15 protein-coding genes are annotated in these 16,070 nt (G+C 59.1%); 6 read left to right on the forward strand and 9 right to left on the reverse strand.

Annotation, left to right across the window (positions count from 1 at the left end; all coding sequences use genetic code 11):
* The first annotated feature begins 21 nt into the window (after positions 1-21).
* A complete protein-coding gene (locus ACH1XZ_RS10645) occupies positions 22-1,245 on the forward strand; it encodes a phosphoadenosine phosphosulfate reductase (protein WP_395595493.1) in 1,224 nt (407 codons plus the stop codon).
* Positions 1,230-1,859: an IbrB-like domain-containing protein gene (locus ACH1XZ_RS10650; protein WP_395595494.1), complete on the forward strand. Its 630-nt coding sequence runs from the start codon at positions 1,230-1,232 to the stop codon at positions 1,857-1,859. Before ACH1XZ_RS10645 ends, ACH1XZ_RS10650 begins: the two co-directional genes overlap by 16 nt.
* Here ACH1XZ_RS10650 and ACH1XZ_RS10655 read toward each other — a convergent pair whose 3' ends face one another.
* The 8 genes from ACH1XZ_RS10655 to entC all read right to left on the reverse strand — a co-directional run bounded on the left by ACH1XZ_RS10655 (position 1,860) and on the right by entC (position 10,618).
* The gene (locus ACH1XZ_RS10655; RefSeq protein WP_395595495.1) at positions 1,860-3,020 is read right to left on the reverse strand and encodes a pyridoxal phosphate-dependent aminotransferase; all 1,161 of its coding nucleotides are present in this window, start codon (positions 3,018-3,020) and stop codon (positions 1,860-1,862) included. It abuts the gene before it with no gap.
* Between the two features lie 92 nt (positions 3,021-3,112).
* Entirely contained in the window at positions 3,113-3,310 is a 198-nt protein-coding gene (locus tag ACH1XZ_RS10660; protein WP_035895883.1) for a YbdD/YjiX family protein, read from the reverse strand.
* Between the two features lie 77 nt (positions 3,311-3,387).
* Positions 3,388-5,493, reverse strand: coding sequence for a pyruvate/proton symporter CstA (gene cstA / locus ACH1XZ_RS10665; RefSeq protein ID WP_333499311.1), 2,106 nt, complete (start codon positions 5,491-5,493; stop codon positions 3,388-3,390).
* A gap of 285 nt (positions 5,494-5,778) precedes the next feature.
* Positions 5,779-6,192 (reverse strand): proofreading thioesterase EntH, encoded by a 414-nt coding sequence (gene entH / locus ACH1XZ_RS10670; protein WP_395595496.1) that lies wholly within the window; start codon positions 6,190-6,192, stop codon positions 5,779-5,781.
* A gap of 1 nt (position 6,193) precedes the next feature.
* The gene (gene entA, locus ACH1XZ_RS10675; protein ID WP_395595497.1) at positions 6,194-6,949 is read right to left on the reverse strand and encodes a 2,3-dihydro-2,3-dihydroxybenzoate dehydrogenase EntA; all 756 of its coding nucleotides are present in this window, start codon (positions 6,947-6,949) and stop codon (positions 6,194-6,196) included.
* Positions 6,949-7,803: an isochorismatase gene (locus ACH1XZ_RS10680; protein WP_395595498.1), complete on the reverse strand. Its 855-nt coding sequence runs from the start codon at positions 7,801-7,803 to the stop codon at positions 6,949-6,951. Before ACH1XZ_RS10680 ends, entA begins: the two co-directional genes overlap by 1 nt.
* 13 nt (positions 7,804-7,816) lie before the next feature.
* Complete coding sequence (entE, locus tag ACH1XZ_RS10685) at positions 7,817-9,427, reverse strand: (2,3-dihydroxybenzoyl)adenylate synthase EntE (protein ID WP_395595499.1); 1,611 nt, start codon at positions 9,425-9,427, stop codon at positions 7,817-7,819.
* Positions 9,428-9,436: 9 nt separating this feature from the next.
* Positions 9,437-10,618, reverse strand: coding sequence for an isochorismate synthase EntC (gene entC / locus ACH1XZ_RS10690; RefSeq protein WP_395595500.1), 1,182 nt, complete (start codon positions 10,616-10,618; stop codon positions 9,437-9,439).
* A 233-nt stretch (positions 10,619-10,851) separates the two neighbouring features.
* On the opposite strand from entC, the gene fepB reads away from it, so the two are divergent.
* Positions 10,852-11,811: a Fe2+-enterobactin ABC transporter substrate-binding protein gene (gene fepB / locus ACH1XZ_RS10695; RefSeq protein ID WP_395595501.1), complete on the forward strand. Its 960-nt coding sequence runs from the start codon at positions 10,852-10,854 to the stop codon at positions 11,809-11,811.
* A gap of 104 nt (positions 11,812-11,915) precedes the next feature.
* On the opposite strand, the gene entS is transcribed toward fepB, so the two are convergent.
* The gene (gene entS / locus ACH1XZ_RS10700) at positions 11,916-13,154 is read right to left on the reverse strand and encodes an enterobactin transporter EntS (RefSeq protein ID WP_395595502.1); all 1,239 of its coding nucleotides are present in this window, start codon (positions 13,152-13,154) and stop codon (positions 11,916-11,918) included.
* A gap of 110 nt (positions 13,155-13,264) precedes the next feature.
* On the opposite strand from entS, the gene fepD reads away from it, so the two are divergent.
* The 3 genes from fepD to fepC are packed head-to-tail and all read left to right on the forward strand — an operon-like array spanning position 13,265 to position 16,052.
* Positions 13,265-14,272 (forward strand): Fe(3+)-siderophore ABC transporter permease, encoded by a 1,008-nt coding sequence (gene fepD, locus ACH1XZ_RS10705; protein WP_395595503.1) that lies wholly within the window; start codon positions 13,265-13,267, stop codon positions 14,270-14,272.
* Positions 14,269-15,261 carry an iron-enterobactin ABC transporter permease gene (gene fepG / locus ACH1XZ_RS10710; RefSeq protein ID WP_395595504.1) on the forward strand — a complete coding sequence of 331 codons (993 nt, stop codon included), beginning with the start codon at positions 14,269-14,271 and terminating at the stop codon, positions 15,259-15,261. Before fepD ends, fepG begins: the two co-directional genes overlap by 4 nt.
* Entirely contained in the window at positions 15,258-16,052 is a 795-nt protein-coding gene (gene fepC, locus ACH1XZ_RS10715; protein WP_395595505.1) for an iron-enterobactin ABC transporter ATP-binding protein, read from the forward strand. The genes fepG and fepC overlap by 4 nt, the downstream gene beginning before the upstream one ends.
* Positions 16,053-16,070 lie beyond the last annotated feature (18 nt).

Genomic DNA, 16,070 nt, shown 5'->3' on the forward strand with positions numbered 1-16,070 from the left:
GTCATAAAGGACTGCTGACTTATGTCAATCATAAAGCTTCCCTTGCCTCAATCCGTTCTGGAGGCAAGTCGGGAGCGCATTAACTGGACACTTAATAATTTTTCACGTACCTGCGTCTCTTTTTCTGGTGGTAAGGATTCTACCGTGATGCTGCACTTAACGGCAGAATTAGCGAGGCAGTCAGGTAAAAAATTCAGCGTATTGTTTATCGATTGGGAAGCGCAATTTTCTTATACCATTAACCACTGCCAGAAATTGCGAACCCTATATGCCGACGTTATTGACCAATTTTATTGGGTCGCGCTGCCGCTCACGACACAAAATTCCCTCACCCAATTTAATCCGGAATGGCAATGCTGGGAGCCTGGCGCAAAATGGGTGCGCCAACCTCCGGAAGATGCCATTACCGACCCGGCTTTTTTCTCTTTTTATGAACCGGGGATGACCTTCGAACTGTTTGTCCAGCGCTTCGCAGAATGGTTTTCCCAGCAGCGCCCTGCCGCCGTGATGGTCGGCATTCGCGCCGATGAATCCTATAATCGATTTTTAACCATTGCTTCACAGCGCAAACGCCGCTTTGCCGATGACAAACCCTGGACCACCATCGCACCGGGCAACCATGCCTGGTATGTTTATCCCATCTACGACTGGAAAACGGCCGATATCTGGACCTGGTTTGCCAAAAGCCAGAAAGCCTATAACCCGCTGTATAACCTGATGTATCAGGCTGGCGTTCCCCTGCGCTATATGCGCATTTGCGAACCCTTTGGCCCCGAACAGCGTCAGGGCTTGTGGCTCTATCACGTCCTTGAACCCGAGCGCTGGGCCGATATGTGCCAGCGCGTCACCGGCGTACACAGCGGCGGGATCTACGCCGGGCAGGACAATCAGTTTTATGGTCATCGAAAAATCGAAAAGCCGGAAAACTACAGCTGGCGCACCTATGCGCTTTTCCTGCTGCAAAGCATGCCAGAAACCACCGCCAATCATTACCGCAATAAAATCGCCGTCTATCTCCACTGGTATCACAAGCAGGGTTGGGACGATATTCCGGATAGGCAGGAAAAAGATCTGGGCTCTAAAGATATCCCTTCCTGGCGGCGCATCTGCAAGGCATTGTTAAACAACGACTACTGGTGCCGAATGCTCTCATTTAGCCCCACCAAAGCCACTCACTATCAACGTTACCGCGCGCGCATGGATCAAAAGCGCAAAAATTGGGGGATCTTATGCGACAAAGACTAATCAACGAACTTCATCACTATCTGCAAACCCTCACTTTTGAGGATAAAATTGACGCCATCAATCAATTTCGCGAAGTGCTACACGTGGAAAGTCCCTTTAACGATCAGCCCGTCGACTGTGTGCTGTGGGTAAAAGAGGCGCAGGTTTTACCTAACGACTACAATCCGAACAATATGGCACCGCAGGAAAAGCGGCTGCTGACTAAATCACTGGAGGCGGACGGTTTTACACAGCCAATCGTGGTGATTGAAAAAACGCAGGACAACTTTGAGATTGTCGACGGCTTCCATCGCCACCTGCTCTCCCAATCAAAATCAGCGCTGAAAAAACGCTTCCACGGCTACCTGCCCATTACCCGTCTGGAAAATCAGAGCAGTACGACGCTGCCCTCCAGAATGGCCGCAACCATACGTCACAACCGCGCGCGTGGGCGACACCAGATCAACGCCATGTCAGAGATTGTTCGCGAGCTGAGCCAACTGGGCTGGAGCGATGAAAAAATGGGCCAGGAATTAGGAATGGACGCCGATGAAATCCTGCGTCTTAAGCAGATAAATGGCCTGTGCGAACTGTTCGGCAGTCGCCAGTTCTCACAGGCCTGGACGGTCAAATAACTACAGTTTGCACAGACGCTCGGCGGCAGCCAGCAGCGTCGATTCCTGTTTAGCAAAACACAGGCGAATCAGCTTATGCGGGAACGGCGCGGCACAAAAAACCGACAGCGGGATTGCCGCCACGCCAACTTCCGTAGTCAGCCACTGGCAAAAATTTACATCATCAAGGTCAGAAATCGCGCTGTAGTCCGCCAGCAGGAAATAGGTACCTTCGCACGGTAGCAGCTGCAGTCGGCTCTGGCTGAGCGCATCGATAAACAGGTCACGACGCGCCCGATAAAAATCGGGCAGTTGGAGGTAGTGCTCAGGTTCGGCCCTCAGCATGTCCGCCAGCGCCAACTGCGCCGGCGTGTTAACGGCAAACGTCAGATACTGATGCACCTTACGCAGCTCTGCGCTTATCGGCGCGGGCGCCACGCAGTACCCCACCTTCCAGCCGGTCATATGATAGGTTTTGCCAAACGATGACACCGCCACCGCCCGCTCGCGAAGCTGCGGATGCGCTAGCACGCTGGCGTGTCCGGTCTCACTAAAGCAGATATGTTCATACACTTCATCGCTAAGCACATAGATTTCCCGCTCGGCAATCGCCTGCCAGAGTGCCTCGAAATCAGCCGCCTGCCAGACGGTTGCCGACGGGTTATGCGGGGTGTTGAGGATAACCAGCCGCGTGTTATCGCTGAGCGTATTGGCAAATTCCTGCCAGTCGACGCGGAAGTGCGGTGGCTGTAGCGCGATACGTTTAACAATACCACCGGAGAGTTCAACCGCTGGCGCATAGCTGTCATAGCTTGGGTCGAAGCAGATAACCTCATCTCCAGTGCGTACCAGGGCGGTGATCGCCGCGTAAAGCGCTTCGGTTGCCCCGGCCGTGACCGTAATATCGCTATTCACATCCGGCGTGTGTCCGTACAGCGCTTGCGTTTTTTCGGCAATCGCTTCACGCAACGCCAGCGCGCCGGTCATCGGCGCATATTGGTTCGCGCCCGCGGCGACATGATGCGCCAGACGTGCCTGAAGATATGAGGGGCCATCAAAATCGGGGAATCCCTGCGAGAGATTAATCGCCTGGTGCTGCTGCGCCAGCGCGCTCATCTGGGTGAAAATGGTGGTACCGAGATGGGGTAACTTGCTTTGTGGGATGAGTTGCTTATTCGTCATTCTGCGTCTGCCGCTCGTGATGCCAAAGTTAACATCAATATAACACGGAGAACGCGTTTAGCAATCGAGACGTTTAGATGTCTAAATAAACATTAACAGCACTTCGCGCCGCCCTTTCCGCCATAGCGTGCGTCCTGGCGGTCGCGGAAAAATTCTTCGTAGGTCATCGGCGTCTGGTCCGGGTGTGTGATGCGCATATGTTCGACGTAGTTGTCGTAGTCCGGCACGCCAATCATCATTTTGGCCGCCTGACCGAGATATTTTCCGGCTTTCGAGAGAGTATCAAACATCGTTTTTGTCCTTTGGGTAAACCCGGCGTCGCTGCGCTCGGCCGGGCTACAACATCATCAAACAGCGCGTAAAAACATTAATGCGCGCGTTTCGCCTGCGCCACCAGATTCTCCGCATCCGCCGGCATCGGCTCGTACGGGGTCTCTTTCGCCGTCGGTTTGTCCTCTTTCAGCGCCGCGAGTGCGGTTTTGAGGGAGAACAGCGCCAGCACCACAACCACCACCATAAAGAAGATGGTCAGCCCGGCGTCAAGACGGTTGTTGAACACCAGCTGCGCCAGCTGCGATTCAGTATACTGCGGCGGAATATTGCCACTGTCGATCATCGCCTGGAACTTGTTGGCAATCGCCAGGAAGCCCACGCGGGTATCTTCGCTGAACGACTTCTGCCAGCCTGCCACCAGCGTACACACCAGCAGCCAGGAGGTTGGCACCAGCGCCACCCACGCGTAGCGCTGACGTTTCATCTTGAACAGTACCACTGCGCACAGCATCAGCGCCATACCCGCCAACATCTGGTTCGCGATACCGAACAGCGGCCACAGGGTGTTAATGCCGCCCAGCGGGTCAACCACCCCTTGATGCAGGAAGTAGCCCCAGGCCAGCACGCAAAGCGCCGTCGCCAGCAGGTTCGCGGGCAGAGAATCCGTACGTTTAAGGCCTGGATTGATAACGCCCAGCAGGTCTTGCAGCATAAAGCGCGCCGCACGCGTACCCGCATCCACCGCCGTCAGAATAAACAGCGCCTCAAACAGAATGGCGAAGTGATACCAGAACGACACATCCATCAGGCCGCCCAGCGCCCCGTGCAGGATATAGGCCATCCCCACCGCCAGGGTCGGCGCACCGCCCGCTCGCGAGATAATCGACTGTTCGCCAACTTCGTTGGCAATCTGATGCAGCAGGTCCGGCGTCACCGCAAAGCCCCAACTGCTGACCACCTGCGCCGCAGAAGCCACCACGTCAACGGTACCGGCCGGTGCCAGCATCGCCATCGGGCTGTTCATCGCAAAGTACACGCCCGGATCGATAATACAGGCAGAAACCAGCGCCATAATAGCGACGAAGGATTCCATCAGCATACCGCCGTAGCCGATAAAGCAGGCCTGATTTTCGTTCGCCAGCATCTTCGGCGTGGTGCCGGAGGCAATCAGCGCGTGGAAGCCAGAAACCGCACCGCAAGCGATGGTGATAAACAGGAATGGGAACAGGTCGCCGGTCCAGACCGGGCCAGTACCATCAATAAATTTGGTCAGCGCTGGCATGGTCAGCGTTGGACGCATAATCAGAATACCAATCGCCAGCCCGACGATGGTGCCGATTTTCAGGAAGGTAGAAAGATAGTCGCGCGGAGCCAGCAGCAACCATACCGGCAGAACAGAAGCCACAAAGCCGTAGCCCACCAGCATCCAGGTCAGCTGTACGCCGGTATAGTCAAACCACGGCGCCCAGGTTTCGCTTGCCGCCACCCAGCCGCCGGAAATAATGGCAAACACCAGCAGCACCAGGCCAATAACCGATACTTCGCCAATCCGTCCCGGACGCAGATAGCGAATGTAAATCCCCATAAACAGCGCCAGCGGAATGGTAAAGGCAACGGTATAGGTTCCCCACGGACTATGGGTCAGCGCTTTCACCACGATCATCGCCAGCACGGCCAGAATGATCACCATGATCATAAAGGTCGCCACCAGCGCAATCACGCCAGCAACCGGCCCCATCTCCTCTTTCACCAGTTCGCCCAGCGAACGGCCATCGCGGCGGGTAGAGACAAACAACACCATAAAGTCCTGTACCGCGCCGGCCAGCACCACCCCGGCTAACAGCCAGAGCATGCCGGGCAGATAGCCCATTTGCGCCGCCAGCACCGGCCCTACCAGCGGCCCCGCCCCGGCAATCGCCGCAAAGTGGTGACCAAACAGCACTTTTTTGTCCGTCGGCACATAGTCGAGGCCGTCGTTATGACGCACGGCAGGCGTCATGCGCGTCGGGTCAACCTGCAACACTTTTTTCGCAATATAGAGACCGTAAAAACGGTAGGCGATGAGATAAACGCAGACCGACGCCACGACTATCCACAGCGCGTTGATCTGTTCACCACGGTTAAGGGCGATGTAGCCCAGGGCAAACGCTCCGACAATGGAGAGTAACGCCCATATAAGGTATTTCCCTGAATTGTTCATAGTTATTGTCCGTATCAGTAGCAGAGGATGTTACATTTTGTGTCCATAGCAAGCACACTTGATTTAACAACCTTGAAACGAATATGAACAGGAATAGCACCCGACATTTACATCACATTGTTAACGGGATCACTTAAGTCAGAAAAACGGATGAGAGGTGGGAAGTGAAAGTGGGATGAACGCAGGGTTGTAGGCCGGATAAGCAAAGCGCCATCCGGCATGGTGCGGCACATTGCCGGATGGCGCTTTGCTTATCCGGCCTACGGCTTATTCGATGCTCGAACGCTAACCCAGCACCGCCGTCCCTAAACGACAGGTACAACAGCGCCGCCCCTGCTCGTCAAAAACAACAATCTCCCAGCTCTGGCTCTGACGCCCCATGTGCAGCGGCTGGCACACCGCCCGCACCTGCCCCTGAGAAACCGGGCGATGGTGCGATGCGTTAAGCTCGGTACCCACTACGCACTGCCCTTCGCGGGTCATCAGAAAACCCGCCATCGAGCCCAACGTCTCCGCCAGCGCCGCCGACGCGCCACCGTGCAGCAGGCCGAAAGGCTGATGGGTACGGCTATCCACCGGCATCACCGCTTCCAGGCTGTCGTCGCCGATATGGGTATAAACGATCCCCAGATGCGCCACCATGGTGTTCTCACTGGTGGCATTCAGTTCATCAAGCGTTAAATGACGTTTCCAGATCATCCTACGCTCCCAGCGTTGAGCCGCCGTCCACCACGATATCCTGCAGCGTGATGTGGCTGGCGCTGCTCGACGCGAGGAACAAAATGGTGTTAGCAATTTCCTGCGGACGGGCGATTTTACCCAGCGGAATGCCGAGCTTAAACTGCTCGCCAAAGCCGCGAATACGCTGCTGTTCGGCGTCGTCGCTGACCCACAGCACCCGCTGCATATCGGTATCGGTCGAACCCGGCGACACGATATTACAGCGCACGCCCGCGCTGGAAAGCTCGAGCCCGACGGTCAGCGCCAGGCTTTTCAGCGCCGCCTTCGACGCACCATACGCGCTCATGCCGATACGTGGCGTATGCGCTGCATCGGACGCCACGGTGACAATCGCCCCGCCCTGCTGACGGCGGAATTGCGCCATTGTCTGCTGGAACAGGTTGAACGCGCCGCCGACGTTGACCGCAAAGGTCTGCTGCCAGTCGTCCAGGCTCAGCGCGTCGGTTGCGCCCATGCGCAAAATCCCGGCCGCGTTGACCAGCACGTCCAGCCGTTCGGTGGCGACGAGCAGGCGCTCACACACCTGCGCCACCTGCTTTGCATCCGCCACGTTCAGCACTTCGGTGGCGAATGGATAGTGCTCGCCGTCGAACGCCAGGTCGAAGCCCGTCACCTTCGCGCCCGCGTCCACAAACGCCAGCGCGGTAGCATGACCGATACCTTTCCCGGCCCCGGTCACCCACACGGTCTGACCGTTAAAATCGAACCCGGCCATTACTTCACCTCGCGGGAGAGCAGCGCCCACCAGGCGTCGATGCTTGGATTTTTCGCCAGCATCACGAAGTCGATATCGCCGTGCACTTTACGCCAGCGGGCGGCCAGCGCCATCATGCGCACGGAGTCGAGACCGTAATCAATCAGGTTATCATCGTCGAGCGGCTCGTCAGACTCATCCAGCAGCGGCAGCACCAGCGCACGCAGCGCCGTTTTGCTGGTTGGGACGGACGGCAGCAGTTCGTCGGTCATCACCACACGGCCGCTACGACCGGCAACGTATTTCAGCGACATCAGGTGCTCATCGCGGCTAAAGTCTGCCAGCGCATCCGCCACAAAGAACGGCTTAATGTCGCGCATAAACGCATCGGTGGCGGTGGTCATGCAGCCAATGTGCGCATACACGCCGGTGATAATCAGCTGATTACGCCCAGTCTCTTTGAGCATCTGCTCCAGCGGCGAGCGATGGAACGCGCTGTAGCGCCACTTCACCAACACGGTATCCTGCGTATCCGGCGCTAGCGCCGCAATCACCTGCTGCTGCTCCGGTGAACGGGTCAGCCCCGGCCCCCACATATCGTTCAGCAGCGCGCGGTCTTCATCACTCTGCTCTTTCGGCTGGGCGGTGTAGTACACCGGAATGCCGTTTTTCTTGCAGAAGTCGCGCAGCGCAGCAATGTTCGCCACCACGGTCTCCATCATTTCGCTGTCCTCACCCCAGAAGTTGAGGAAATACTCCTGCATATCGTGGATCAGCAGCGCGGCGCGCGACGGTTCAAATGCCCAGTTTACTTTGTTCTCGGGAAGATCCAGCGCGGTTGGCAGCGCGTAGCCCTGTAGTTTTGGAATCGCCATATTGTTCTCTCCTTCAGCCCTGCGAGCGGCTCGCCAGCCACTGACGTAATTGTTTTTTATCGACTTTACCGACGTGGGTCAGCGGCAGTTCATCTACACACTCGACGCGGTCAGGCAGTTTAAATTCGGCCACCCCCTGCTCGCGCAGGAAACGGCGGACGGCAACGGCGCGCAGGGGTTCTTTCACCACCAGATACGCGCAGCTTTTCTCGCCGAGCAGGCTATCTTCCATGCTGACCAGCGCCGCGTAGACCACCGCGTCATGACGCAGCAGCAGGTTCTCAATCTCTTCGGCGGCAATCTTCTCGCCGCCGCGGTTAATCTGATCTTTCTCGCGCCCTTCCACGGTGATGTAGCCGTCTTCGTCGATGGAGATAAGATCGCCCGAACAGTAAAAACCGTCGGCATCAAAGGCGCTGGCGTTATGCTGCGGGCTCTTGTAATAGCCACGGAAGGTATACGGACCACGGGTCATCAGGCGACCCACTTCACCGCGCGGCAGCGGATTGCCGTCGGCATCCGCTACCCACACTTCGTCGTCCGGGCACATCGGGTAGCCCTGGGTGTTGAGGATCTTCTCCTCTGCATCGTCCAGGCGGGTGTAGTTCACCAGCCCTTCCGCCATGCCGAACACCTGCTGCAGCTGGCAGCCAATCTCCGCTGGAATACGCGCCGCCAGCGTCGCAGAAAGACGCGCACCGCCTACCTGGAGCAGCGTCAGTGACCGCAGTTGAGCGTTGCTGCCCCACTCGGTAATCGCCTGTAACCACAGGCTGACGGCAGGCGGCACCAGCGCCGCCACGTTGACCTGATGCTTTTCAATCAGCGGGAAACAAAGCGTCGCACTCGGGTCCGCAGCCAGCACCACTGTGCCTTGCGCCAGGAACACCCCCAGCGCGCCAGGCGAGCTCATGGCGTAGTTATGCGCCGACGGGATCGCGCACAGATAGCGCGTCTGCGCATCAAAGCGGCAAATCTCATTACTACGGCGAATGCTGTAGTAGTAGTCGTTGTGGGTACGGGGGATAAGCTTCGGCGTGCCGGTACTGCCGCCGGAAAGCTGAAAAAAGGCCACTTCGTCAGCGGCGGTTGGCGTTGGGGTAAAATCAACAGCCGGGCGCGCAATCGCCGCCTCCAGCGCGTGTTCGCCCTCACCTTTGCGCAGCAGCACCATGCGCAGGGAGCGATGCTGTTCGCAAAAGGCGTTGAGGAAACTATCGTCACCAAACAGCATATGCGAACGGTCGGCAATCAGCGCCGCCGGGGCAATCTGCTCGGCGTAGGCGTTCAGCTCGCTGCGCTGATGGCTGAACAGCGCGTTCACCGGCGCCACGCCCAGTTTCAGCAGCGCAAACAGCGTAATGTAAAACTCGACGATGTTGCCCAGTTGCACCAGCGCGGTTTCGCCACGCTTAAGGCCTTTGTGCTGCAACGAAGCCGCCAGGTTATCGACATAATGATTCAGTTGGCGATAGCTAATCTGATGGTCGCCATCAATCACCGCAATCGCGTCGCTGTCCGCGTGGCGGGTCAGCATTTCGGTAAGCGGCAGATCCTGCCAGTAGCCTTTTTCGCGGTAGCGCGCCGCCAGCGCGTCCGGCCAGCGGGTAAATTCCACGGTCATTCTGATTCCTTAATGCAGGCCGAAAACATTCAGCATGGTCGAAAGTTTTACGCCGGTTTCGCGCCACTCAGACTCCGGCGATGACGCAGGCACAATGCCCGCACCGGCAAACAGACGCACGCTATTGGCTTTGACGCGCGCGCAGCGGATAGTCACTACCCACTCGCCGTTACCTTCGGCGTCACACCAGCCGACAATACCGCCAAACAGATCGCGCTCGAACGGCTCCAGTTCAGCAATCAGCTGCTTCGCCGCGTCGTGTGGAAAACCGCTCAGCGCCGGCGTTGGGTGCAGCAGGCAGGCCAGCGTTAACGCGTTTTCTTCCGCCTTCGCCTGACCTTGGATTGGCGTGGCGAGATGCCACAGCGTTGGGGTGGTAATCAACTGCGGCGTTTGCGGCATCGTGAGCTGCAGGCTGCGCGGTGCCAGCGTCTTTTTCATCGACTGGATCACCAGCTCGTGCTCATGGCGATCTTTTTCCGAGGCCAGCAGGCGGTTGCCCGCTTCGCGATCCAGCATATCGTCCGGCTGACGGCGCGCGGAGCCCGCCAGCGGCAGAGAATGGAACATCGCCCCTTCTTTACGCAGCAGCAGTTCCGGGCTCGCGCCCAGCAGCACGCCGCCGTCTGGCAGCGGCACGTGGAAGTTAAAGCTCGCCGGGTTTTGCGCTACCAGACGCTCCAGCAGCGCGCCGCTGTCGAGCGTCTGCGCGGCTTCAATATCAATCAGGCGGGAAAGCACCACTTTGTTAACCTGCGGCGTGGCGGTCAGTTCTGCCGCTCGCGCTACCATATCGAGGAACACCGGGCTTTCGGGGATTTCCTTTCGCGCCACGACGTTCAGCGGTTCACGCGAAGCATGATAGCGGGAGGAGTGTTGTTTTGCGGTGCGGACAAACGCCTCGCTACGCTCAGGAATAAACAGCGCGGAAGGCTGCGTGGTATCAAACGGGATGGCACCCACCATCACCGGATTGGCAATCCCGGCCGCTTTTGCGGCGGCAAACGCCGAGGCTAAACCCTGCTGGAACGCGCTATCTGGCGCATCGCCGCCTTCTGCCGGGCAGGTAAAGCGCTGGAAGCAGCCTGAGGTGGTAAAACTGCGGTACGGCGACATAAAGAAAAAGTTATCGGCCGAGACAGCAGCCTGATGGTGTTGTTCTTGTTCATCCGCAGCAAGTGACGTTTCCATATCATCCTCCAAAAACGATAAAGATATTACGAATAATTATCATTTATATTTTTGTTGAGTAACCTAAAAGTTAACGCTCCGTATGTCAACAGCGTGAAGCAGCATCTTGTGCTTAATACTCGCCTCGTATCCCTGATATTGCCCTTCCCGGCGACGGCAAGAGGGCTTGCATCTCTCGCCGACAATAGTTGAAAATGAGAAGCATTAACCAACAACCATCAGGACGTTTATCCGTGAACTTCTCCGCTTTATGGCGCACCGTGGCGCTCATCGCCGGTTTCAGTGTTTTAGGAGTATCCTCAACCCAGGCCGCCGAATGGCCGCGGCAGATTACCGATAGCCACGGCGTACACACGCTGGAACAGAAGCCGACACGCATTGTTTCCACCAGCGTAACCCTCACCGGTTCCCTGCTGGCGATTGACGCTCCGGTCATTGCCAGCGGTGCTACCACGCCGAATAACCGCGTGGCCGATGCCCAAGGCTTCTTGCGCCAATGGGGCGACGTAGCGAAAGCGCGCAAGGTCTCCCGTCTCTATATTGGCGAACCGAGCGCCGAAGCCGTGGCTGCGCAGATGCCAGACCTGATTCTTATCAGCGCCACCGGCGGCGACTCCGCGCTGGCGCTCTACGATCAGCTTTCCACCATCGCGCCGACGCTTATCGTCAACTACGACGATAAAAGCTGGCAGGCGCTGCTGACGGAGCTCGGTACCATCACCGGGCAGGAGAAGCAGGCCGCCGCGCGTATCGCCGAGTTTGATAAGCAACTGGCTACCGTCAAACAACAGATGAAACTGCCGCCGCAGCCGGTAAGCGCGCTGGTCTATACCGCCGCCGCCCATAGCGCCAACCTGTGGACCCGCGAATCCGCGCAGGGGCAGTTCCTCTCCCAGCTCGGCTTTACCCTCGCCACGCTGCCGGAAGGTCTGCACGCCAGCCAAAGCCAGGGCAAACGTCACGACATCATCCAGCTTGGCGGTGAAAACCTGGCAACTGGACTGAACGGCAACAGCCTGTTCCTGTTCGCCGGTGACCAGAAAGACGTGGACGCGATTTACGCCAACCCGCTGCTGGCGCACCTGTCCGCGGTAAAAGAGAAACAGGTTTACGCATTAGGCACCGAGACGTTCCGCCTTGATTATTACAGCGCGACGCGCGTGCTAGCGCGGTTATCGGCGCTGTTTGGTTAAGCACCTAGCCAGTCCCGGCGGCGCTTCGCTTGGCCGGGCTACATTCGTACGGTTTTGTAGGCCGGATAAGGCGAAGCCGCCATCCTGAACCCCGGACGAGGCGTTTACGCCGACTCCGGGAGCTCACGCCGGAACCGCCGCAGTTCGCCCAGCGCCAACAGCAAAATCCCGCCAACAATCGCCAGCCCCCAGCCGCTCACGCTTGCCGAGGCCACTGGCGTCAGCATCGCCCCCAGCCCACCGAGCAGCGCCGCGCCGATGGCATCGCCAGTGACGTTCTGCGCCGTCCACAGCCCGTTAATGCGCCCGAGCATCGCTTCCGGCGTCTGGGTCTGAATCAAGGTATATTGCAGCAGCGAACTGATGGCGCTCAGCCAGCCAAACAGCGCCAGACAGACCATCCCCAGCGCCCAGTGCGGCATCATGGCAAACAGCCCGATCGCCACAAACGCGCCAACCGTTGCCAGCAGCATGACCCAGCCCGGACGCTCGTTCTGCGCCAGTCGTCCGCTGGTGAGCGCACCACAAGCCGCCCCCAATGGGATAGCCGCATACAGCAAGCCAATCTGTGCCGCCGACATCTGCCAGCCCAGCGCCAGCGCGGGGTAAAGCACGCGCACGGCGCTGGCCATCGTCACCAGCCCGCCCAGCAGCGCAATGCCGCCAATCAACGGACTACCGAGCAGAAAACGGAACCCGGCCACCAGGGAAGTGAACGGATGTTCGCGCTTCTGCGGCGGCGGTGGCAGTTGCGGTAAACGCAGCAGCGTCAATGTGGTGATAAAGGTGCCCAGCGCCGCCAGCAGGTAGTTCCACGACACGCCGCCGGAAGCCAGCAGCAGGCCGCCGACCATCGGCGAAATCACCGAACCCAGGCGCACCGTCAGCATGGTGATCGCCCCGGCCTGCATCAGATTTTCACGCCCCACCAGCGCAGGCGTCGCCGCCAGCAGCGCCGTCACGCCCAGCGAGGCAAAGAAACCATCCCATAATCCCAGCAGATAAATCGCCACCAGCGACGGTTCCGGCAGCAGCGCATTCAGCCACAGGCCGATAAACCCCACGCCGCAGGTGCCGCGCGCCAGCAGAATCAGCTTGCGGCGCTCGTAGCGGTCGGCCAGCACGCCGCCGACCATCAGTCCGACAAACATCGCCCCGCCGGTCAATGTGACCGAAAGTCCCACCTGCCAGGTCGAGTGGGTCATCATCTGGATTTGAACGGGTACCGCCACGCCAAGCAGGCCAAGCGAGAGAATGGAGATAAAGCGAGCAATAAAGACGGCGCGAAAGGCCGGATGCGTTTTTAGCAGGCTCAGATTCAGCAGCCAGGATTGTCGATTCATTACAAAACCTTGAACGTTTTTTCTTACCCTTTCCGAGGGCGCTCATGCTAACATAAGCGAATAAGATAGATAACGATAATTAATATCATTATCAAATCAGGGATGTCGCCATGTCGTTTTCCACCCCGGTGCTGCGCGCCCTTGCGCTGCCTGGATTGTTGATACTGCTGTTTCTCGCCGCCACGCTCAGTTTATTGATTGGTGCCAAACCGCTTCCGGTTCACGTCGTTGTCGATGCGCTCAGCGGCACCTGCCAGAGCGCCGACTGCATCATCGTGCTTGATGCCCGACTGCCGCGAACGCTGGCCGGTCTGCTGGCCGGTGGTGCCCTGGGGCTTGCCGGAGCGTTAATGCAAACCCTCACCCGCAACCCGCTTGCCGACCCCGGTATTCTTGGCGTCAACGCCGGTGCCAGCTTTGCCATCGTGTTGGGCGCGGCGCTGCTCGGCATTACCTCGCCGCAGGAACAGCTGGCGATGGCCTTTTGCGGCGCGCTGGTCGCCTCGTTAATCGTCGCCTTTACCGGCAGCCAGGGCGGCGGCCAACTGAGCCCGGTGCGCTTAACGCTGGCGGGCGTGGCGCTTGCCGCCGTGCTGGAAGGTTTCTCCAGCGGCATCGCCCTGCTCAATCAGGATGTCTACGATCAGCTGCGCTTCTGGCAGGCCGGTTCACTGGATATTCGCACCCTGCAAACCCTGAAAACGGTGCTGTTCCCGGTGCTGATTGCCGGTGCCGTCGCGCTGATGATGAGCCGCTCGCTCAACAGCCTGAGCCTCGGTGCTGACACCGCCACCGCGCTCGGCAGCAAGGTGGCGCGCACGCAAATCATGGGGCTGCTGGTGATCACCATTCTATGCGCCAGCGCGACCTCGGTAGTCGGCCCAATCGCCTTTATCGGCCTGATGATGCCGCACATTTCCCGCTGGCTGGTCGGTTCGGATCACCGCTGGTCGCTGCCGGTCACTCTGCTCGCCACACCGTCGCTGCTGCTGTTTGCCGACATTATTGGCCGCCTGCTGGTGCCCGGTGAACTGCGGGTCTCGGTAGTCAGCGCCTTTATCGGCGCGCCAGTGCTGATTTTCCTCGTCCGCCGTAAATCGAACGGAGGTGGTCGATGAACGCCCCGTCTCGTCGCCTGGTGTTAAGCTGCCTGCTGCTGGTTGCCGCATGCCTGTTGCTCACGCTGCTGAGTCTGCGCAGCGGTGCGGTTACGCTGGAATTTTCACAAATTTTCGCCGCGCTGTTCGGCGATGCGCCGCGCGCCATCACGCTGGTGGTCACCGAGTGGCGCCTGCCGCGCGTGCTGATGGCGTTACTGATTGGCGCGGCGCTCGGCGTCAGCGGCGCGATTTTCCAGTCGCTGATGCGCAACCCGTTGGGCAGCCCGGACGTGATGGGCTTCAACACCGGGGCGTGGAGCGGCGTGCTGGTGGCGCTGGTCTTTTTCGGCCAGAACCTCACTACCATCACCCTCGCCGCCATGGCGGGCGGTATCGCTACCTCGCTTATCGTTTGGGCGCTGGCCTGGCGCGACGGTATTGAAACCTTCCGGCTGATTATTATCGGCATTGGCATCCGCGCAATGCTGATGGCCTTCAACACCTGGCTACTGCTGCGCGCGTCGCTGGAGACTGCCGTCTCTGCCGGGCTGTGGTTTGCCGGTTCACTCAACGGCATGACGTGGGCCAAAATCTGGCCCGCCGCGCCGCTGATGGCCGTTGCCCTCGTCTGCGCGGCGCTCTTAGTGCGCCGTCTGCGCCTGTTAGAAATGGGCGACGACAGCGCCTGTGCGCTGGGGGTTCGCGTCGAGTGGTCTCGACTGCTGCTGATGCTGGTCGCCGTGGTGCTGACCGCCGCCGCCACCGCGCTGGCCGGGCCAATCTCCTTTATTGCGCTGGTCGCCCCGCACATCGCCCGCCGCTTAAGCGGCACCGCGCGCTGGGGTCTAACCCAGGCGGCCCTCTGCGGCGCGCTACTGCTGGCCGCCGCCGATTACTGCGCCCAGCAGCTGTTCTTGCCTTACCAGCTTCAGGTGGGCGTGGTCACCGTTAGCCTTGGCGGTATCTACCTCATCGTGCTGCTTATTCAGGAGTCTCGTAAAAAATGACCGACACCGTCGCCCGCCTGCACGGCGAAGGGTTAACCCTCGCCTACGGGAAAAAGACCATCGCCGAGTCGCTGAACGTCACCATCCCTGACGGTCATTTCACCGCCATTATCGGCCCCAACGGCTGCGGGAAATCCACGCTGCTGCGCACGCTCAGCCGTCTGATGACGCCGGTTCACGGCCACGTGTATCTCGACGGTGAAGAGATCCAGCGTTACGCCAGCAAAGAGGTGGCGCGTCGCGTCGGCCTGCTGGCGCAAAACGCCACGACGCCGGGCGATATCTCGGTGCAGGAGCTGGTTGCCCGCGGGCGCTATCCGCATCAACCGCTGTTTACCCGCTGGCGGCAGGAAGATGAAGATGCAGTGCAGCGCGCCATGCAGGCCACCGGCATCGTGAATCTGGCGAGCCAGAGCGTGGATACCCTTTCGGGCGGCCAACGCCAGCGCGCGTGGATAGCCATGGTGCTGGCGCAGGACACGTCGATTATGCTGCTCGACGAGCCAACGACCTGGCTTGATATCAGCCATCAGATTGACCTGCTGGAGCTATTAAGCGAACTAAACCGCGAGCGCGGCTATACGCTGGCGGCAGTGCTGCACGATTTAAACCAGGCGTGCCGCTATGCAACGCACCTGATAGCCTTACGTGAAGGGAAGATTGTGGCGGAAGGCGCGCCGAAAGAGATTGTCACTCCGGCGCTGATTGAGGCGATTTACGGCCTGCGCTGCGTGATTATTGACGACCCGGTGGCGAACACGCCGCTGGTGGTGCCGCTCGGGCGGCGGTGAATCACCCCAGGCTACCAC

Origin of the sequence: Kluyvera chengduensis (genome assembly GCF_044197065.1) — a bacterium.
Lineage (GTDB): Bacteria > Pseudomonadota > Gammaproteobacteria > Enterobacterales > Enterobacteriaceae > Kluyvera > Kluyvera ascorbata_C.

Excerpts from the sequence above, each read along its gene's own strand:
- fepD (WP_395595503.1), top strand. The coding sequence starts at position 13,265 with ATGTCGTTTTCCACCCCGGTGCTGCGCGCCCTTGCGCTGCCTGGATTG.
- ACH1XZ_RS10680 (WP_395595498.1), bottom strand. The coding sequence starts at position 7,803 with ATGGCGATTCCAAAACTACAGGGCTACGCGCTGCCAACCGCGCTGGAT.
- ACH1XZ_RS10655 (WP_395595495.1), bottom strand. The coding sequence starts at position 3,020 with ATGACGAATAAGCAACTCATCCCACAAAGCAAGTTACCCCATCTCGGT.
- entH (WP_395595496.1), bottom strand. The coding sequence starts at position 6,192 with ATGATCTGGAAACGTCATTTAACGCTTGATGAACTGAATGCCACCAGT.
- entS (WP_395595502.1), bottom strand. The coding sequence starts at position 13,154 with ATGAATCGACAATCCTGGCTGCTGAATCTGAGCCTGCTAAAAACGCAT.
- entC (WP_395595500.1), bottom strand. The coding sequence starts at position 10,618 with ATGGAAACGTCACTTGCTGCGGATGAACAAGAACAACACCATCAGGCT.
- entE (WP_395595499.1), bottom strand. The coding sequence starts at position 9,427 with ATGACCGTGGAATTTACCCGCTGGCCGGACGCGCTGGCGGCGCGCTAC.
- entA (WP_395595497.1), bottom strand. The coding sequence starts at position 6,949 with ATGGCCGGGTTCGATTTTAACGGTCAGACCGTGTGGGTGACCGGGGCC.
- fepC (WP_395595505.1), top strand. The coding sequence starts at position 15,258 with ATGACCGACACCGTCGCCCGCCTGCACGGCGAAGGGTTAACCCTCGCC.
- cstA (WP_333499311.1), bottom strand. The coding sequence starts at position 5,493 with ATGAACAATTCAGGGAAATACCTTATATGGGCGTTACTCTCCATTGTC.
- fepG (WP_395595504.1), top strand. The coding sequence starts at position 14,269 with ATGAACGCCCCGTCTCGTCGCCTGGTGTTAAGCTGCCTGCTGCTGGTT.
- ACH1XZ_RS10650 (WP_395595494.1), top strand. The coding sequence starts at position 1,230 with ATGCGACAAAGACTAATCAACGAACTTCATCACTATCTGCAAACCCTC.
- ACH1XZ_RS10660 (WP_035895883.1), bottom strand. The coding sequence starts at position 3,310 with ATGTTTGATACTCTCTCGAAAGCCGGAAAATATCTCGGTCAGGCGGCC.
- ACH1XZ_RS10645 (WP_395595493.1), top strand. The coding sequence starts at position 22 with ATGTCAATCATAAAGCTTCCCTTGCCTCAATCCGTTCTGGAGGCAAGT.